Origin of the sequence: Streptococcus sanguinis SK1 = NCTC 7863, from assembly GCF_000194945.1 — a bacterium.
Taxonomy (GTDB): Bacteria; Bacillota; Bacilli; order Lactobacillales; family Streptococcaceae; genus Streptococcus; species Streptococcus sanguinis.
In genome coordinates, this window is record NZ_GL878508.1 from 78,856 (window position 1) to 95,655 (window position 16,800).

General features: G+C 42.8%; 14 protein-coding genes. All 14 read left to right on the forward strand.

The genetic code is table 11. The features are described 5' to 3' along the window. The first annotated feature begins 821 nt into the window (after positions 1–821). Positions 822–2,504 carry a GspE/PulE family protein gene (locus tag HMPREF9378_RS04130; protein WP_002901897.1) on the forward strand — a complete coding sequence of 561 codons (1,683 nt, stop codon included), beginning with the start codon at positions 822–824 and terminating at the stop codon, positions 2,502–2,504. A 1-nt stretch (position 2,505) separates the two neighbouring features. After that, positions 2,506–3,570 (forward strand): type IV pilus twitching motility protein PilT, encoded by a 1,065-nt coding sequence (locus HMPREF9378_RS04125; RefSeq protein ID WP_002899359.1) that lies wholly within the window; start codon positions 2,506–2,508, stop codon positions 3,568–3,570. Between the two features lie 3 nt (positions 3,571–3,573). Then, positions 3,574–4,800 carry a type II secretion system F family protein gene (locus HMPREF9378_RS04120; RefSeq protein WP_002913914.1) on the forward strand — a complete coding sequence of 409 codons (1,227 nt, stop codon included), beginning with the start codon at positions 3,574–3,576 and terminating at the stop codon, positions 4,798–4,800. Between the two features lie 121 nt (positions 4,801–4,921). Continuing rightward, a complete protein-coding gene (locus tag HMPREF9378_RS04115) occupies positions 4,922–5,428 on the forward strand; it encodes a prepilin-type N-terminal cleavage/methylation domain-containing protein (RefSeq protein ID WP_002913916.1) in 507 nt (168 codons plus the stop codon). A gap of 141 nt (positions 5,429–5,569) precedes the next feature. Next, positions 5,570–6,028, forward strand: a complete 459-nt coding sequence (locus HMPREF9378_RS04110) for a type II secretion system protein (protein WP_002913917.1) — start codon at positions 5,570–5,572, stop codon at positions 6,026–6,028. Positions 6,029–6,100: 72 nt separating this feature from the next. Further along, on the forward strand, positions 6,101–6,556 hold the full coding sequence (locus tag HMPREF9378_RS04105; RefSeq protein ID WP_002913918.1) for a prepilin-type N-terminal cleavage/methylation domain-containing protein: 456 nt from the start codon (positions 6,101–6,103) through the stop codon (positions 6,554–6,556). Positions 6,557–6,669: 113 nt separating this feature from the next. Next, positions 6,670–7,164 carry a hypothetical protein gene (locus HMPREF9378_RS04100; RefSeq protein ID WP_002913919.1) on the forward strand — a complete coding sequence of 165 codons (495 nt, stop codon included), beginning with the start codon at positions 6,670–6,672 and terminating at the stop codon, positions 7,162–7,164. 17 nt (positions 7,165–7,181) lie between these two features. Continuing rightward, positions 7,182–8,573, forward strand: coding sequence for a VWA domain-containing protein (locus tag HMPREF9378_RS04095; protein ID WP_002913920.1), 1,392 nt, complete (start codon positions 7,182–7,184; stop codon positions 8,571–8,573). Positions 8,574–8,585: 12 nt separating this feature from the next. Further along, positions 8,586–10,049: a type II secretion system protein gene (locus HMPREF9378_RS04090; protein ID WP_002913922.1), complete on the forward strand. Its 1,464-nt coding sequence runs from the start codon at positions 8,586–8,588 to the stop codon at positions 10,047–10,049. A gap of 40 nt (positions 10,050–10,089) precedes the next feature. After that, a complete protein-coding gene (gene pilM, locus HMPREF9378_RS04085; protein ID WP_002913923.1) occupies positions 10,090–11,502 on the forward strand; it encodes a pilus assembly protein PilM in 1,413 nt (470 codons plus the stop codon). Beyond that, positions 11,502–12,083: a PilN domain-containing protein gene (locus HMPREF9378_RS04080; RefSeq protein WP_002913924.1), complete on the forward strand. Its 582-nt coding sequence runs from the start codon at positions 11,502–11,504 to the stop codon at positions 12,081–12,083. Before pilM ends, HMPREF9378_RS04080 begins: the two co-directional genes overlap by 1 nt. Next, positions 12,067–13,653, forward strand: coding sequence for a hypothetical protein (locus HMPREF9378_RS04075; protein WP_002899351.1), 1,587 nt, complete (start codon positions 12,067–12,069; stop codon positions 13,651–13,653). The genes HMPREF9378_RS04080 and HMPREF9378_RS04075 overlap by 17 nt, the downstream gene beginning before the upstream one ends. A gap of 289 nt (positions 13,654–13,942) precedes the next feature. Further along, complete coding sequence (locus HMPREF9378_RS04070; RefSeq protein WP_263281107.1) at positions 13,943–15,649, forward strand: SSA_2305 family type IV pilus system protein; 1,707 nt, start codon at positions 13,943–13,945, stop codon at positions 15,647–15,649. 55 nt (positions 15,650–15,704) lie between these two features. Next, positions 15,705–16,793, forward strand: a complete 1,089-nt coding sequence (locus HMPREF9378_RS0110955; RefSeq protein ID WP_032911275.1) for a PRC-barrel domain-containing protein — start codon at positions 15,705–15,707, stop codon at positions 16,791–16,793. The last annotated feature ends 7 nt before the right edge of the window (positions 16,794–16,800 follow it).

Here is a 16,800-nt window from a genome sequence, read left to right on the forward strand (position 1 = left end):
GCCTTGTCCTGAAGCGCCTTTCCTAAGCATATCGACTACCGATCAGAAGAAGACAGATGCTGTCACACTGTCCATCTGAAGGTTGAAAAAGAAGCAGTAAAGGGGGAAATTCCTCAAAAAAATTTGCTGTTTTTAAATCCTCGAAGTAAAAAAACGCTTTAAAAAAAGCGTCAAAAAGCTTGATATAACAAGTTTTTATCAAAATTAAACATTTTTTTAAATGCAATCATTTTTTTCGAGGCAAACCTGTTGACAAGATGTCAATTATGTCATATACTGTGATAGGTAAATGTTTTTTAAAGCAAATAAAGCTTTTGTTCCTAGCATTTCCTACCAAAATATGCATATCGGTAAAAAGAAAAACCATAAGACAAGAATTCTTATCTTATGGCACTGGCTGCTTGATGATTCGGGTTAAACCAACTTCACACACACACGGTTTAACCTGCATCTAAAAGCATGAGAAATTTTGCAAGAGAACTTGCTTTGTATAGTATTTAAGAACGCAAGAACAAATGTTTTTGGCATCTGCTTTTTTGCGCCCCTTTTGACAAAATTAGAACGCCCCTTATCAATCCTAGGATTGTTTTAAGGACTGTTACTAGGTTTATCAAATGGAGATACTGCTCAAAGCATCTAACTTAAAACATTAAGTTTGGTTCTATTGGTAAATTTTCCATGTACTAGCCTAACTTAAAAAGCTTAAAGAAACCTTAAAGGAAACTTTAAGCGAGGGAGATTTTTTTAAGAAAGCTGTTATCTATTAACGCATAGAAAGAATTGAAGGATTTTTACAAAAAAATCACAGACAGGAGAAACAAATGGCACTAATCGCTATATTGGTTCAATTCAATCTGATAACGGCAGCTCAAAAAGAAGAAATTCTTCAAGATATGCCACAATCAAACATGCAGTTAGAGAGATATCTAATCAGCAAGGGCTATGTGACAGAAGAAGATATGCTGAAAGTCATGAGTTACTATTACCGTGTACCTCATGTCAATCTATCACAGTTTGTGATAGAAAAGGAAGCTGTCGAGAAGGTTTCAGAGAAAGTTGCTAAACGTCATGGATTGATTCCGATCTCTTTCACAGATGGGGAAGAGGGAGAAGAACCCAAGTTAGTAGTTGCGATGGCAGACCCAAGCAACTATATCGCCCTAGACGATGTTAAAATCGTCTCTAAGATGGCGGTAGAACCTTATGTAACTTTTCGGGATGATATTGAAAAGTATATCGATCAATACTATTCCAAAGGAGAAGAAGCCCAACAGGCAGCGACCGAAATCGAAGGTTTTAATGTGGATGAAGAGATCATCGAAGAGGATCTCGAAATCAAAAACGCTCCGGTTGTACGTTTGATTGACTCGATTATCAGTCAGGCAATCAAGACGCGGACCAGCGATATCCATATTGAGCCCTTTGAAAAAGTTGTTCGTGTTCGTTTCCGGGTTGACGGGACTTTGGTGGAAAACATGCAGTTGAAAGCCAATGCTCACTCAGCCATTGCGACACGGATTAAGATCATGAGTGGTCTGGACATCGCCGAGCGACGGATTCCTCAGGATGGACGGATTGAGACAACCATCGACGGCAAAGAAGTCGACATGCGGGTTTCAGTCTTGCCTACTGTATTCGGTGAAAAAATCGTTATTCGGATTTTGAGCCGGAATGCAACTCTCCTCAGTAAAGAGGAGCTGGGATTCTCGCCAACCAATCAGAAGCTCTTTGAAGATATTCTTAAGGCGCCAGAAGGCATTATCTTGCTGACTGGTCCTACAGGAAGCGGAAAGACAACCACTCTCTACACAGCGCTCCGTGAGCTCAATGATGTAGGAAAAAATATCATCACCGTTGAAGATCCGGTTGAGTACCGATTGGAAGGGGTCAACCAAGTTCAGGTAAATAATAAAGCTGGACTGACCTTCGCGAGTGGTTTGAGAAGTATCCTGCGTCAGGACCCGGACATCGTTCTCTTGGGGGAAATTCGGGACGAAGAGACAGCTAGTATCGCGGTTCGTGCCGCTATCACTGGTCACGTCGTTCTCTCGACTATCCACACCAATGACACAGCTAGTACAGTCAACCGTTTGGTCGATATGGGCATTAAGCCTTATCTGGTCTCAACGGCGACTGTCGGTATTATCGCACAGCGCTTGATTAAGCGCATCTGTCCTAAGTGTAAGACTGAGTATACTGTAGAAACAAATGAACATGCAGGTATCGGTATTCACAAGGGAGACACCTTGTATCGCGGACGCGGCTGTAACTACTGCAGCGGTACGGGATACTATGGACGTATTGCCATCCACGAAATCATGGCGGTGACACGGGAGATTAAGTCACTAATTAATGATGGTGGAACAACGGCGCAGCTTCGAGCAGAAGCTAAGAAAAATGGTATGCGAGACTTGGCGGAGGAGGCCATTGATATCGCAAAACAGGGGACTACAACGATTGAAGAAGCAATGAAGATTGCCTTTAGTCTAGAAGGGGAAGTTTAGGATGAATTTGGATGAGTTAATTAAGCAGGCGATTGAAGCGGGTGCATCAGATATCCACTTCACGGTTGGCGCTGAGCCAACCATGCGTCTGCACGGGAGGTTAACACAACTCAACAATACAATTTTGACCAACGAAGACACGGTTCGCTTCACCAAGCATATTTTAAATGAGAAGCAGATTGCTCATCTTTTAGAAGTCGGTGAAGTGGACTGTGCCTACGAGGTCGATAATGGCTATCGCTTGCGGGTCAATATCTTTAAGCAGAAAAACAACTGCGGGATTGCCTTGCGGGTTATTCCCAAGGATATTCCATCTATGGAATCTCTGGGATTGCCACCAGTTATCAAAAAGCTAGCTGAGAAACGCCGGGGGCTGATATTGGTTACCGGGCCAACAGGAAGCGGAAAGTCAACGACCCTGGCAACCATGATCAACTACATGAATAGCTTGCGGGACGAGCACATCATCACGATTGAAGATCCGATCGAGTACATGCATACGCATAATAAGTGCTTGGTCAACCAGCGTGAGCTAGGAGCAGATACACAAAGCTTCGGGAATGCCCTCCGCGGTGCACTTCGTCAGGACCCGGATGTCATCCTAGTCGGTGAGATGCGGGATAAGGAAACGATTGAAATCGCCCTGCGTGCGGCGGAAACAGGTCACTTAGTCCTGTCAACTCTCCACACGGTCGGTGCCGTAAACACCATGGACCGGATTATCGACGTATTTCCAGCCGAGCAGCAGGAGCAAATCCGTGTACAGCTTTCTGCCGTTATGGAAGGGGTTGTATCGCAGCAGCTCATGCGTACAGCGACCGGTAAAGGTCGTGTGGCTGCCTTTGAAATCATGCTGGGAACACCCGCTATTCGCAACCTCATTCGCGAAGGGAAGACCCACCAGCTGCTTACGCCAATCCAAACAGGGGCTCAGCTAGGCATGATTACTATGGATACTTCGCTCATGGGACTCTACCGTCGCAATGTCATCGATCAAAGAACGCTACTGTCCTACTCAGTGGATCGCGCTCAAGTTGAAAAATCCCTAGGAATAGTGGGGTACTAGAGCATGACAGTATATGTATGTAAATACTTAGACACTCGGCAAGGAGTCGTCACACTAGAGGTGGACGCTCCTAACCGGACGGACGCCGTCAATCGGATCCGTCTCAAAGGGAAACCAATCAGTGTCGAAGAAAAGGTCATGGGTTCTAAGGAGATTGTCCTTTTCCAAAGTAAGAAGATCAAGCTCAAGGACATATCGCTCTTCTGTAAGCAGATGTCAGTTATGCTGGAGTCAGGGATTCCCCTCAATAATGCAGTGGATATCCTAGAACAACAGGCTACTTCAAAGAATCTCAAGTCTAGCCTTAAAATCGTCAGCAAGAGCCTAAAAGAAGGTAGTCAGCTGTCCAAGGCCATGCTGGATCAGGAAGGGATGTTTCCCGATCTCTTGATTCGTATGGTGCAGGCCGGTGAAAAGACTGGTAAGCTGGACGAGGTGCTGGAAAAGATGTCTGAGCACTATACTAAAGAGCTCAAGACCAGCCGCCAGATTCAGGGAGCTATGATCTATCCCGCAGTCCTAGCCTTTCTGGCTGTGGCTGCAGTCTTGGCCCTGCTCTATGTCGTTATCCCAAGCTTCTCAGGAATCTTTGAGCAGAGTGGGATGGCTATGCCGCTGCCAACGCGTATAGTACTAGCAGCTAGTAACTTTGTCCGCTCTTCATGGTACATCCTCTTCGGTGTGACAGGGATTCTGGTCTTCCTCTTCCTGCGCTATCGCAGCACAGAGGCAGGTCGCTACCAACTGGATCGGCTCAAGCTTAATCTGCCGGTCATCAAAGGGCCAATGCAGAAGATTGTCACTGCTCGCTTTGCCAGCACCTTGGCTATCCTGACCAGTGCAGGTATCCCTCTGGTCGAGGCTATTGAGTCTGCTGCTGCAACGACCAACAACGCTGTCGTCATTGAAAAGATGAAGATCGCTAATGAAGGTCTGCAAAAAGGGGAACGTCTGACAGGGATGATTACCTCAACCGGTCTTTTCCCGCCTATGATGCTCTCGATGGTCAAGATCGGTGAGGAGTCCGGGTCTCTGGAGTCCATGCTGGTCAAGACATCAGATTATTATGAAGAAGAGCTTGAAACAGCAATCAAACAGCTGCTCTCACTCTTGGAGCCAGCCATGATCATCGTCATGGGGGTTATCATCGGAGGTATCGTTGCCTCTGTCATGCTGCCAATGTTTGAGCTTGCTCACGCTGTGGATGCGGGCTCTGGAGCTGACCAGTAGGAAGACGCTTCAGAAAAGTTTAGGAGATAGCAGGGCAACTGCTCTGCCTAAAAAGTTAGGAAATCGTTCTGATGCTGGGAGTTTGTAGGGTCTCCCAGCTAGGAACAAAACAAATGCCCCTGTGGGCGAAAATAGTAAAAATTGTGAAAAAATAGGAGATCTATTCAAAATGTTAAACAAATTGCAAAAGTTCCGTCAGGACTTGAAGAAAAAAGGTAAAGGTTTTACCTTGGTTGAGTTGATCGTGGTAATTATCATTATCGCTATCATTGCAGCTGTAGCTATTCCAGCTATCACTTCCTTCCAAGATAACGCTCGTAAGAGCCGTATCCAGTCAGAACACCGTGAGTTGGTATCAGCAATCCAGTCTTATATCGGAGCACAAGATGATCCATCTAATCCAGGTGAGATTACACTTGAAAAGCTTGCACCATATATTTCCAAAAATGCTACCAAGGATTCAACTAAGATTGCAGATGCCTTGGCTAAAAATGATAATGCTGCTGCCCATGTTATTTCTGGTACTAAGCTGACTTCAACCTTTATCCCGTCTGGTAAAACTGCTACTGATACTGGAACTAAAAAGTGGGAATACGACTGGTCATCAGCTGGTGTAAATGCTAACTAGAGAAGTAATCTCTAGTTAGGCTATTTCAGAAAGTGGTAATACTTATCAAATCATCTAAGAAAAGATGAATTAAAACCCTACATTTGAGAGATATTAAATGGCTGCTCAATAGCCCTTATGAAAAAGAATTAGGAGAAGTTAGTGCGAAACAAATTGCAAAAATTTCGTCGTAATTTGAAGAAAAAAAACAAAGGTTTCACCTTGGTTGAGTTGATTGTGGTGATTATCATCATCGCTATCATTGCAGCTGTAGCGGTTCCAGCCCTCACTTCCTTCCAAGATAACGCTCGTAAGAGCCGTATCCAGTCAGAACACCGTGAGTTGGCAACTGCTATTCAGTCTTATATTGGGTCACAGGATGATCCAGAAACTGTAAAGTCAATTACAATGGAGCAACTGGCGCCATACATTTCTAAAAATTCCAAGGGTGATTCAACTAAGATTATGGATGCCCTTGCTAAGAATGATAAGGAGCCAGCTCATAAAATTGATGGAACAACTTTGGTTTCGACCTTCCATCCCTCAGGAGCGGGAACTGATAAAACCAAGGACAAAACTTGGCTTTACGATTGGAGATATAGTGGTTCACATACCAACTAGCCCAATTAAATTTAAAACTAAGCTGGTATTCAGCGAAAAATAAAGATAAAAAGAAAATAGGAGATTACTTAAATGTTAAACAAATTGCAAAAATTCCGTCAGGACTTGAAGAAAAAAGGTAAAGGTTTCACCTTGGTTGAGTTGATCGTGGTTATTATCATTATCGCTATCATCGCAGCTGTAGCGATTCCAGCTATTACTTCATTCCAAGATAACGCTCGTAAGAGCCGTATTCAATCAGAACACCGTGAGCTGGTAACAGCTATCCAGTCTTATATCGGAGCACAAGATGATCCATCAGACGTTAAAGATATTACCCTCGAAAAACTGGCACCATATATTTCTAAAAATTCTACTAAAGATGCATCTACCATTGTAGAAACCTTAGCTAAGAATGGTACTGCATCTGCCCATGAGATTAAAGGTACACAGCTAATTTCTACCTTCAAGCCATCAGGTGCTAAAGATGCTTCAAAAGATAAAGTATGGAAGTACGACTGGTCATCAGCTGGTGTAAATGCTAACTAGAGATAGCTTCTCTACTCCGACTGCTTTAGCAGTCGGATATTACCAAAGTAGTTGTCAGACTGTGACAACTATTTTGGCAATATCAAAAGTAGAAATATTAGGAGAATACTATAATGAAAGGAAAAAAAAGACAGGGCTCTACTCTTCCCATGGTTATCGTAACCATTGTGATTCTGGTTGCTATGATTGGGATTTTGGCTTCTATCGTGGATACAGGGCAAAGCCAGACTCAACGGATGTATAACTATCTCAAAGCTAAGTACACAGCGACTTCTGGTACACAGTTGGCATGGGGTGCTTATCTAGACCCTGTGGACGGTAATCCGTCATCAGTTTATGAAGAGTTTGATAAACGAGCGCGTAGCATGGATCCTTCAACAGAGCCGATTAAGTCAACCCATACCTTTAAGGATGGCAGTGTAGCAGAAATCGAGATGAATGGACAGCTTGTAGATGGTTTGACTGGTCCTGAAAATTATAATATCACGATTAAATCGAAGTCAAAATTAGCTGGCAGTAATGACTATTACGAGCATATTGTAACCTTCAACTTTGACACAAAAGGAATTCGCTCGGAAGAAGGACATTTGAGATCGGCGCAGAAGTAAAAATAAATTAGGTAGGAATGATGAAACAAATACAAAAAGGTTTTACCCTAGTCGAGATGGTTATGGCTATTATGTTGATGAGCATGATAGCACTCATCATTGGTGTTATATTTAACACCATGTTTTCCAGCCGAGAATTGATCGAGCGTGAAGCGAGTATTCAAGCGGAAATGCGAACCTCTATGCAGTATGTGGATCGAACCGTTGGTAAGGCAACCTCAATCTTTGTCTTGGATGACAGCAAGTTCAAAGGTTCCAAGCAAGGACTAAGCAGAGAATGGAGCTATATTGGCCTATCTGCGGATGGCAAGAAGGTTCTAAACTATGTTTGGAACAAGAAAAAACAGGACTGGGATGTCAGCGAGTTGGGAACCAAATCTCTCTATAATATGAAGTTGGACTTGGAATTTAAGACAGAGGGCGCTTATCAGGACAATCGCTTGATTAGTTATAACCTGTCTGGTAAATATCCAGATACTAACAATAAGTTGTCTATTGATACAGCTATATCAGCTCTCAATACTAAGCAGGTCTTCTCTAAAGTTGCTAAAGGCAAGAAAGGGATTGCTATTGCTTATCGAACTGACCCTATTCAAGGGCAGATGAATATTGCTGTTTCTTTTGTATTTGATACATCTGGTTCTATGGATTGGGATCTGCAAGGAAGAAATGTTAATCCAAATAGTGGTACTGAGAGTCGTATGACTATCCTTCGGAAAAAGGCTGAAATAATGATTAAGGACCTTAAGGGAATTGGGAATATTAGTGTTAACTTAGTAGGCTTCTCTAGTTCAGGTAAATATATTCAAAAAGAATTTTCTAATTTAGATAATGGTGCAGATACTATTATAGGTACCATAAAGGATCCTAAAAAATTAGTGCCAGATGGTGTTACTAATCCAGGTGATGGGCTTCGCTATGGACTGATTAGTTTGCAGTCACAACCGGCTCAGCTTAAGTATGTAGTTTTATTAACAGATGGTATACCTAATACTTATATAGTAGATCCTAGTGCGCTGTATGCTGGGAATAGGGTAGACCATGGGAATGCAGTTGGTCGTGTAACTTTTAACAATCCTATTTATGATGTATCGACAAATTTAGGATATGAATACCGTCGTCTTGGATATGATTTATATTCTAGAGATTCCGTAACTCGTGAAAATGCTATTACTTATGCGGGAGAGGTGTCTAAAAAATTTGGCGTCGGTGTTAAACGGGTAAATGTCATTGGTTTTTCTGGGGTAGACAAAGAAATTGCTTACGGGAAAGATTTGACAAATAGTATTGGAAAAGGTGGCATGGAAACCAGCTATGAATCTGCTACCAATGAGGCAGCCTTGCAAAAAACATTCTCTGATATTAAAAAGCAGATTCAGCAGGATTTGTGGTTTGTATCAGGGCCTTAGAAAGGATAAGGGATGAAAAGATTAAAAAGACGCAGAGGAATTACACTGGTCGAAGTCTTAGTTTCTCTGATTCTGATTGGAGTTATTGCTGCAGGGTTCTTGACCTTCTTTTCTGGGAGTTTTAATAATATTCTCCGTCAGCGAAGTCAGAATGCTATCAACTTTGATATTCAGGAGTCTTTCGAGAAACAACTGACTGAAAGTAAGAAACGTGAGGGTACAGGAACAGATATTGAAACCTTCACCTACCAAATTGGTAATGGGACCAAGCAGAGTATTGATGTAAAAGGTACAAATCTGTCTTATAATGATAAAATCAAAAAAATTCATCTTTTTGCAGCGAATGCAGTCGAAGTTCCGCTTGATATTCCAGATTTGAAAGTAAGTATTCCTACTGGGAAAAGATATTATTATACCGGCAAGGGGATAACTACTCCTGGCGGTAAAGTGGACACAGCTGATATTCAGAAAAAAAGCAAAACTAGAATTTACACAGAATCTGGTTGGTTTCTCAGCGACCGTAGTATAGGCACGGGAGTATCTGACATTGTCCCAGTGGGAACGATTGGTAAAAAAGGTGATGGCACTATTTCTCAAACACTTTTTCCAGAAATGCCGACCGACTTCCGTCAGCTATCAAAATCAGAGACGGGTGTCTATATTACAGATGATATGAGGGGGAAGTACTTGACTTTTGCTGCCCGAGCTATTAACTCTTATGGACGGGTAGGAAATTATCATGAAGCTGACCGTATCTGGGTTATGGGCCTGCCAGTTACACAGAATGTGCGTCTTCATACGGATGCTGACTTGGCTCTGTTAAAGAATGGAAATACCACCTCGCTTATACCAACTGACAATCAGTTACATACTAATACAGAAGTAAGAGATTATTTTAATGATGTTGTTTATGGTGCTACTATCCCTGTTCTGAATTATAAAGAGCCTGCAATTAACCAGACTCGACAGTTAATAGCACTTGATGGTCGTACGATGCAGTTTAGTAATCATAACTTTAACAATGGCTATACGACTTCTGTATTGATTGGGAATCGTCAGCAGACCGGACCACTTCTAACCTATAAACTAGATGATACTCTAACTTGGGGGATTAATCTGGAAAACGATGGTAGAATTGCTATTAAAACAGTCGATACAACTACAGCTAATAACGGTGGTCAGGAATATATACAAAATGTTAAATTAGACTATAGTAATGATAATTCTATACAAGTGCGTAGTGCTGCGAAGAATGACTCTTTAGGGATTGAAATTTTTATCAATGGACAATCAGTCTATAATAAAACAGTTTCGCTGACCAGAAACAGAACGACGCATAATATTAGTAGTGGTCAGATTATCTTTGGTGGCAATACTTACATTAATGAGTTTGCAGTTTATACTGAAAGTCTGAATAACAGCAATATACAAAAACTTGCTGAATACTTCCGCGATAAGTATAAGGCGAGCCAATAGGGAAATAGTTTTTAGGAAAAATAAGGGAGATTAGGAGATTATGGCAAAAAATATGTTTTCGTCCAAGGGGCGCAGAAGAGCTCTGGACGAAGAAGACAATGAGAAAAAAGGCTCATTTTTAGGAAAATTAAATAAACCGCTCTTCTCATCAAAAGGGAAACATAAAGAACACTTATCTATTCAAGGAGTTCAGATCAAGTCAGATCGTCAAGAAGACTTTGACGATGAGGAAAAGTCAACGGCAAAAGGGAGCTTCTTAACTAAGCTCAACAAGCCGCTCTTTTCTAAGAATAGTGGCAGTGATGACATGCCTGCTAAGTCTGGTAATCGTTCGCTCTTTTCTAAGAAAGGCAGTGGTGCGGCGAGCCAACCGGTCACTAGAATGCATGCACCTTACACTATGTTTGGCAAGCCAATCAAGGGCAATCTGATGGCCATTGACTTCACTGACGAATCAGTCTATCTGGTTGTTGCTAGACAGAAGCGCAATGAGCTGGAGATTATCAAGATGGCATCTGCTAATCTGCCAGAAGGTGTTGTACTGAATAGTGAGATTATCGACCCGATTACTCTCAAAAATATTATCAGTGACCTGATGGAGCAGCATGCTATCACTGCTAAGTACGCTTTCTTTGCACTTGGCAATACCAATATCATCGCCCGTTCGGTTGATGTAGCAGCTAGTGTGCAGAATGATGAGGATATTGAGGGCTTGGTATCTTACGAGCTCCAGCAATATCTGGATATTGATCCGACTTCTTATGTCATCCAGTTCCAAGAGCAAGAGTCTAATTCAGCTTTTCCGCTTGATGAAGATACTCGCTCACTCATGGTCTATGCTGTGCCAAAAGGCGTGGTAGAGCAATATCTGGGCTTGGCTGAGAATTTGAAGTTGACACCTTATGTCTTTGACCTTCAGTCTAATACCTTTGAAAAATGGCTGGAACGCGTTCAGGCGGTTAACAATCGTGCCAAGAAGCTGACCAAGGAAAATGTCGGCATGGTACATCTGAGCAAGAGCTTCATTGGTGTTTATCTCTACTCAGAAGGCAAGTTTGTGACCAGCAACTATCTCAACCGTGGCTACAAGGACATCCTGAGCTATGCAGACGACGCTAGTCTATTGCAGAAGCTTCCAGCAGTGGCTTCAGATGATCTGGATACAGGTCTCTTGAAGAGGGCCTTGGATGAGTGGGTGGCTGATGCTAAGAACCACATTCTCAATACTGAAAACTTCTTTAGCGGATCAACCGGTCTCAACATTGACAGTTTCTACGTCTTTGGTGATCAGGACATTTGCTGGCAGTTGGCAGCTATTCTGAAGCAGAGCATGAATCGGGAATTCATCTCAATTGATAATGTAGATTATGAGAATGTACTGTGGGAAGGTTCTGCCGAGTTTAATGCGGAGTTCATTCCGGCCACAGCCATGTTGATTAGGAGAGCGAACTAATGCGGAGAGATTTAAACTACTTTTCAAAATATCATGTGGCACCGGCTAAAGCTAGTCCACTAAAACTTGCTGCTATTTCCGCTTTTGCTGGGATTGTAGCGATTATGATTGTGCTGATTGGTTTCTTCCAGTTTAGCGCTATGCACCTCCAAGGCGAGATTGACCGAGCGGAGCAGACACTCAAGAGTCCAGAGATGGCTCAAGAGCTGAAGGCAGTCTCTGAGACTGAAGATAAGATTGTTACGGTCAAGAATGACGAATTTCTCTTTACAAGTCTGGAAGGCGACTTCCGCCGCCTGCACCGAGTAAACAAAGCCTTTATGGACTTTCTTAATAAAAACGTGACGCGAAACCTAGTCTTTGACGATATCAAGATTAATAACGACAATGTTGAAATCAATGGTTCGTCTCAAGAGCATCTTTCCATCGCTAAGTTTGAGGAAGAGCTTCGTAAGTCTGAGAAGTTTAACCATATTTTTGTGGATAACATTACTCGCGAGGAAAAGGATAACAATACAGTGTACAAGTTTAACATTAAAATTTTGACGAAGGATGTAGATTTCAATGAAGAGCAAAAATGAGAAAGAAAAGAAAAAAATCCTGAGTAATTTAAATGAGCGTGACAAGAAATTGTTGGCCTGTGTTGGAGGAGTAGCGGTACTTGCTGGTGGTGGGTATCTGGTAACAAATTCTTATACACGGATGGCGCAGTTAGCTGAAGAGCATGCAACTATCTCGACAGAGTTGGAAGGCAAGAATGCCAAGATTAGTCAGAGGAAGTCTCTTACCAAACAGCTCCAAACATTGAATGCTAAGACTCTGGATCAGGCTAAGAAATACTATGGTACGACCAATCAAGGGGAGTTCATCTTCTTGATTGACAAGTTAGTCAACGAAAGCGGTATTAAATTCAAGTCTGTCAACTACACTGAGAGCACAGAGTTGGAACTCCAGCAGGAGGGATTGGCTGCTACTTCGTCCAAGGGTCAAAACTCCAACTCTTCTGGTACGACTAGCAGTTCAAGCTCGAGTGAGACGTCTTCTTCATCCAGTACGACCTCTAGCTCGTCTGGTACATCGTCCTCGTCTTCATCTAGCAGTAGCTCTTCATCAGATGCGAATACTGCAACAACAACTGCAGCTAATACAGCGACACCAGGGAACGGAACGACCAATAATACCAACATCACGCAGATGACAGCGGACATTGAGTTCGAAGGAACTTATACACAGGTTCTGAAATTGCTGGAATTGATTGATGGCAATCAACAAAAAATCGTTTCCAGCGAACTTGAATTGGGCGGAAAGAAAAGCCTATCTAGCACAGAGGAAAACAAAAACCCTGATCTAACCAGTGGTAAAATCAAGTTGCGTTTCTATCAGGTTAAAGACGTCGAGCGCTATGTGACTCTGGAGAGTAATGTCGATAAGACGCCTATTCAATTTGCCAATTGGGAGTCTCCATTTGCGATTCCGACTTGGCAGGCAGGCTCTATATCTGTAACAACAGCTGGTGGCGGCACAGATGCAACTGGCAATAAGGGCAGTTTGGGGGCTGCAACAACCAATACAACTAGCAGCGCGAATGCTAACAGCAGTACCAATCTGGCTCCGTCTTATCTGGAGCAGCTTAGCACTCAGTCTAGTCGGAACGATGGTCTGTCAGCTTATTACAATTCATCAACTATCTACCGCTTCGAGTCACCTCTTAAGCTGACTCAGTCAGGCGGCAGCAATCAGTATGATGTGACGGTTGACAATACGGACTTCCTTGAGGGTTCAGGTTCCAATGTAGTTAAGATTCCAGCAACCAAGTCTTCTACCATGTATGAAATGGAATTTGCAGCACCGTATGTATCCTTGAACAATAAGCCGGATGCTATCAGCTTCTCTCTATCTCTGTCTAATCAATGGCAGGGCAAGATTGGCTTGATTGTCAAGAATGCCAGTGGGCAGAAGATTTACCTTCACGTTATTCGTCCTAACAGCTGGACTGGCTGGCGCGAAGTTAGCTTCGATCCTGAAAATATTCCAGGATTCAGCTATCCAATGACTATTGTGGGTTACTACTTCGAAACTCCGAGCGGAGAAAGCCCTGAAACGACTATGAAGCTGGATAACCTATCTGTGAATAACTTGGTAGTTAGCTAAAACACTTTGAAAAAATACCAAATAAGTCTATGGTTTAAAATTTCAAGAGCATGACTAAATTTTTTCTTAAAAAAATGCTAAAAACCAAGTTATTAGACTAGTATTCACGGTGCATTTATAGTAAACTAAAACATAGAGATATTTGAAGTATAATACAAGCAAACTCAGAATAGACGCCCGAGTCTATTTTGGGTTTTAATGGAGTTTATGGAAAAACAAAATCAAGACTGGTTTTGCATTGAAAAAGTTTAATATCATTTAGAAAGTGGGGGGTGTCGAAAATATTCAAATGGCATATTTTTTACCTTTTGGAGCAGGGCTCATAGCGCTGCATACGATTAGCATTTTATTTGTTTCTAGGATTTCATTAATAAAGCGCCTTTTTCTCGTAGTATGGGTCATGCTATTTGCGATTGGTGCTCCATTCCTCTTTCAACAAGTTCCCGGCATAGCCTTTGTTGGGCTCTGTGCCTTGGCTTTGGCTGTCTATATGGTGCTGCTCTTTTCACAGGAGCTAGCTCCAGTCAAGAAGAGAGCAACTGCTTCTGCGCGAAGCAGAAGCCAGAAGCATGCTAAGAGCTCGCGGAAGGAAGCTAAGGAAGCAAGCTTGTCATCTGCTAGGGATTTGAACTTCTCCAATGCTTCAACCGGTAAGATGAGAAAGGAAAGTAAAGAAAGGGTTCAGGCTGAGGAAAGTCCGGCAAGGCAGAGGGTATCTGCTTCTGGTCGCACCCTAGCAGACCGTTCTATCAAAAAGGATATGACAAGATTTGAGAAAGTAAAACCTCTCTACCCTGTTGATAACTTGGCTACAGCTCCTGCCTTTGGAGAATATGAGCCAAACAGTCAGCTAGCGGCAGCTGAGGTCGGTATGGTGGGTATGGACCACAGCGCACAAAAGGCCAATGATGAATTTTTGCAGTCCCTGCTTCATCACCGCAAGGGTTCTACTAAGATTAAGGTGGCCAACTCTCTGATTCAGCCTACGGAAGCAAATGCAGCCAGCAATCAAGGCTATACAGATATAGATGATCCAGCCTTTGAGACTGCTGTTCTGTCTAAGATTAGACCGATGTCCTATACGGAGTCTAGCTATGGCAACTTCAGACCGCAGGCGGTTGAGGTGACAGGTGTTGTTTCTCAAGATGAGGAAGAATACTTCACTGAGCAAGAACAAGCTCAGCAGCCAGTGGCAGAAGAAGTAGGCAACAGCCTGGAAGATGTTTTTGCTGCTACGGGAGATATCAAGCCAGTTAGAGCAGAAGAGTCAAGAGCAGCAAACAGCTTAGAATCTCTCTTCTTTGCTAACTCAGACACTGAGCCACAAGCTAAGATGGATTCCACCTTCAGTCAAGCAGCTGCAGAGCCAGAGTTTTCTGCTTCTGAAGAGTCTATGGTTAGCCGTGATCGCGCTGATATTCAGGGTTATCAAGATATTCTCAGCCAGATTCAGCATGATTTGCTGGGATCTGAAGAGGAAGATTTAACTGCTGAAGTGGCAGAGACTTGGGAGGAAGAAAGTAACTTCGCACCTGCAGCAGAAACGTTTGAGTTTGAAGCAGCTGCTGAACCAACAGTTGTTCAATCAGTTTCTGAAGACGCTCTTTGGACACAGGCTGAGCCTGTTCAAGAAGCAGTTGCAGATGAGACAGAAGAAGACTTGCTTAAGGGAATTGCTGATATCCTCAAAGCTGAGGAAGCACAAGTCAAGGCAGCTCCAGTCGTTCCGGCTGTAGATGAAACAGAAGAAGATTTGCTTCAGAAAATCACTGACATCCTCAAGGCTGAGGAAGCGGCAGAAGCAAGACCAGCTGCAGCAACAGCGGGAGATAAAGAAGTCTATTTCCAATTCCTCCTACTGGAAAGTCAGGAATTATTGGCTTCAAATGCAGTTCAAGAAGCTGAGAGCTATCTGAAAGAAATTGTCCAAGGCAGTTCAGATCAAAATCTTCGTCAAGAAGCGTTCAACATGCTGGACAAAATCGTGAAAAATTAATACTATATAAACATACAATTGATTGTAATCAATTAGAAGGGTTTTAGGGGAAATTATGAAAAGTTGTAAAACAATCACAGGGACCGTTGTCATTGAGATTGAAAAAGGGATGGGACTGGGTGAAGTCCATGAAGTCTTTGTTGACGAGGGGGTCAATCTGACTTTTGTTATTAAGTCAAAGCAGTCTGAACAGCCTTTTGCCTTGCTGTCTAGCAAGAACATCCAAGGCATCGGTGACTTTGCGGTCATGGTAGAAAACAGCTCAGCCTTTCAAGAGCTGGAAGAGGCTGATCTGAAGGTCTTGAACGACAAGCAGGGTAGCGTCTTTGACGAAATTGTCATCACAATTGATGGAAACAAGGTGGGAACTGTTGTTGACTATCATATTGATGAAAAGAATGAAATTGGTTACTTGGTGGTTAATTCTGAAGATGCCAGCGAGGAAATTCAGATTCCTAAATCACGCATCTTGATGATTGGTAAAGAGTATATCATCCTCAATGATGAAAAAAAGACAGCTCCTCATCTTGAAGCAGATGTAGAGATGGGCCGTCTGGCTGCAGCAGATCTGCTTCATGAAACTGAAGCTGCAAAACCTGCCGAAAAAATTGAGGAAGTAGTTGCTGAAGCGCCTGTATTTGAGCCAGTTGTAGATGAAAAAGCAGATGTAAAAGAAGAAGCTGCAACAGATTTGACAGAGGCCTTGGCTGCTGTAGGTCTGGGAGCTGCTGCTCCTGAGTTGGAGTTTTCTGAAGCAGTCGTAGAGACAGCGGAAGAGCCAGAAGTCCAAGACTTGGTACAAGAAGCAACAGCTCCAGCTGAAGAAGAAGTTGAAGAAACAGATGCAGCGCTGAGTCTGGATGCTGCTTTGGAAGAAGTATTGGCAGTCCCTGCTGAGGAAGTAGAAACAACTATCAGCACAGCGCCAGTTGCTGAAGAAGAGTCAGGAGCAAAGAAAGCTGTTAACGACTTTATCGATCGGCAAAAACGTCTTCTAGTGGGCAAAACACTGCAAAAAGATCTTGTTAATGCAGATGGAGGAGTTATCCTGAATGCCGGAGATACTGTTTCAGATGACATCATTGATTTTCTTCGCCGTATCGACCGTAAATTCCTTATCCGCTTAGCTGAATGCGTAGTATAAGGTTGGG

What these genes read in the sequence shown, in the direction of transcription:
- HMPREF9378_RS04130 (WP_002901897.1), top strand. Translation starts at nt 822, where the DNA reads ATGGCACTAATCGCTATATTGGTTCAATTCAATCTGATAACGGCAGCT.
- HMPREF9378_RS04125 (WP_002899359.1), top strand. Translation starts at nt 2,506, where the DNA reads ATGAATTTGGATGAGTTAATTAAGCAGGCGATTGAAGCGGGTGCATCA.
- HMPREF9378_RS04120 (WP_002913914.1), top strand. Translation starts at nt 3,574, where the DNA reads ATGACAGTATATGTATGTAAATACTTAGACACTCGGCAAGGAGTCGTC.
- HMPREF9378_RS04105 (WP_002913918.1), top strand. Translation starts at nt 6,101, where the DNA reads ATGTTAAACAAATTGCAAAAATTCCGTCAGGACTTGAAGAAAAAAGGT.
- HMPREF9378_RS04100 (WP_002913919.1), top strand. Translation starts at nt 6,670, where the DNA reads ATGAAAGGAAAAAAAAGACAGGGCTCTACTCTTCCCATGGTTATCGTA.
- HMPREF9378_RS04095 (WP_002913920.1), top strand. Translation starts at nt 7,182, where the DNA reads ATGATGAAACAAATACAAAAAGGTTTTACCCTAGTCGAGATGGTTATG.
- HMPREF9378_RS04090 (WP_002913922.1), top strand. Translation starts at nt 8,586, where the DNA reads ATGAAAAGATTAAAAAGACGCAGAGGAATTACACTGGTCGAAGTCTTA.
- pilM (WP_002913923.1), top strand. Translation starts at nt 10,090, where the DNA reads ATGGCAAAAAATATGTTTTCGTCCAAGGGGCGCAGAAGAGCTCTGGAC.
- HMPREF9378_RS04080 (WP_002913924.1), top strand. Translation starts at nt 11,502, where the DNA reads ATGCGGAGAGATTTAAACTACTTTTCAAAATATCATGTGGCACCGGCT.
- HMPREF9378_RS04075 (WP_002899351.1), top strand. Translation starts at nt 12,067, where the DNA reads ATGAAGAGCAAAAATGAGAAAGAAAAGAAAAAAATCCTGAGTAATTTA.
- HMPREF9378_RS04070 (WP_263281107.1), top strand. Translation starts at nt 13,943, where the DNA reads ATGGCATATTTTTTACCTTTTGGAGCAGGGCTCATAGCGCTGCATACG.
- HMPREF9378_RS0110955 (WP_032911275.1), top strand. Translation starts at nt 15,705, where the DNA reads ATGAAAAGTTGTAAAACAATCACAGGGACCGTTGTCATTGAGATTGAA.